This is a genomic window from Actinoallomurus oryzae (assembly GCF_039541955.1).
Taxonomy (GTDB): Bacteria; Actinomycetota; Actinomycetes; order Streptosporangiales; family Streptosporangiaceae; genus Actinoallomurus; species Actinoallomurus oryzae.
In genome coordinates, this window is sequence record NZ_BAABHF010000073.1 from 1 (window position 1) to 760 (window position 760).

At 66.3% G+C, this 760-nt stretch carries 1 protein-coding gene; it reads right to left on the reverse strand.

The window, feature by feature from the left end:
• Positions 1–760: chaperonin GroEL (gene groEL / locus ABEA10_RS49735; RefSeq protein ID WP_345475723.1), on the reverse strand; the 760-nt coding region annotated here is incomplete at both ends.

Here is a 760-nt window from a genome sequence, read left to right on the forward strand (position 1 = left end):
TCAAGATCGATCTTGTCGAACGCGCCCGTGCCCGCCTGCAGCAGCGCCACGCCACCACCAGGGACGATGCCCTCCTCCACCGCGGCCTTGGCGTTACGGACGGCGTCCTCGATCCGGTGCTTGCGCTCCTTCAGCTCCACCTCGGTCGCCGCACCCGCCTTGATCACGGCGACGCCACCGGCGAGCTTGGCCAGCCGCTCCTGCAGCTTCTCCCGGTCATAGTCCGAGTCGCTGTTGTCGATCTCGACCCGGATCTCATTCACCCGGCCGGCGATGTCATCGGTGTTACCCGCACCATCGACGATCGTGGTCTCGTCCTTGGTCACCACGACACGCTTGGCCTGACCCAGCATGTCCAGCGTGGTGTTCTCCAGCTTCAGGCCGATGTCCTCCGACACCACCTGCCCACCGGTCAAGATCGCGATGTCCTGCAACATCGCCTTCCGGCGGTCACCGAAACCCGGAGCCTTGACGGCCACGGACTTGAACACGCCGTGGATCTTGTTGAGCAGGAGGGTGGCGAGCGCCTCCGTCTCGACGTCCTCGGCGATGACGAGCAGGGGCCGCGAGGTGCTCTTGACCGCCTCCAGCACCGGGAGAAGGTCGCGGTTGGCCGAGATCTTGGCGGCGACGAGCAGCACGTACGGGTCGTCGAGGACCGCCTCGAGACGGTCGGCGTCGGTGACGAACTGCGGGGCGAGGTAGCCCTTGTCGAAGCGCATGCCCTCGGTCAGCTCGAGCTCCAGACCGAAGGTCTGGC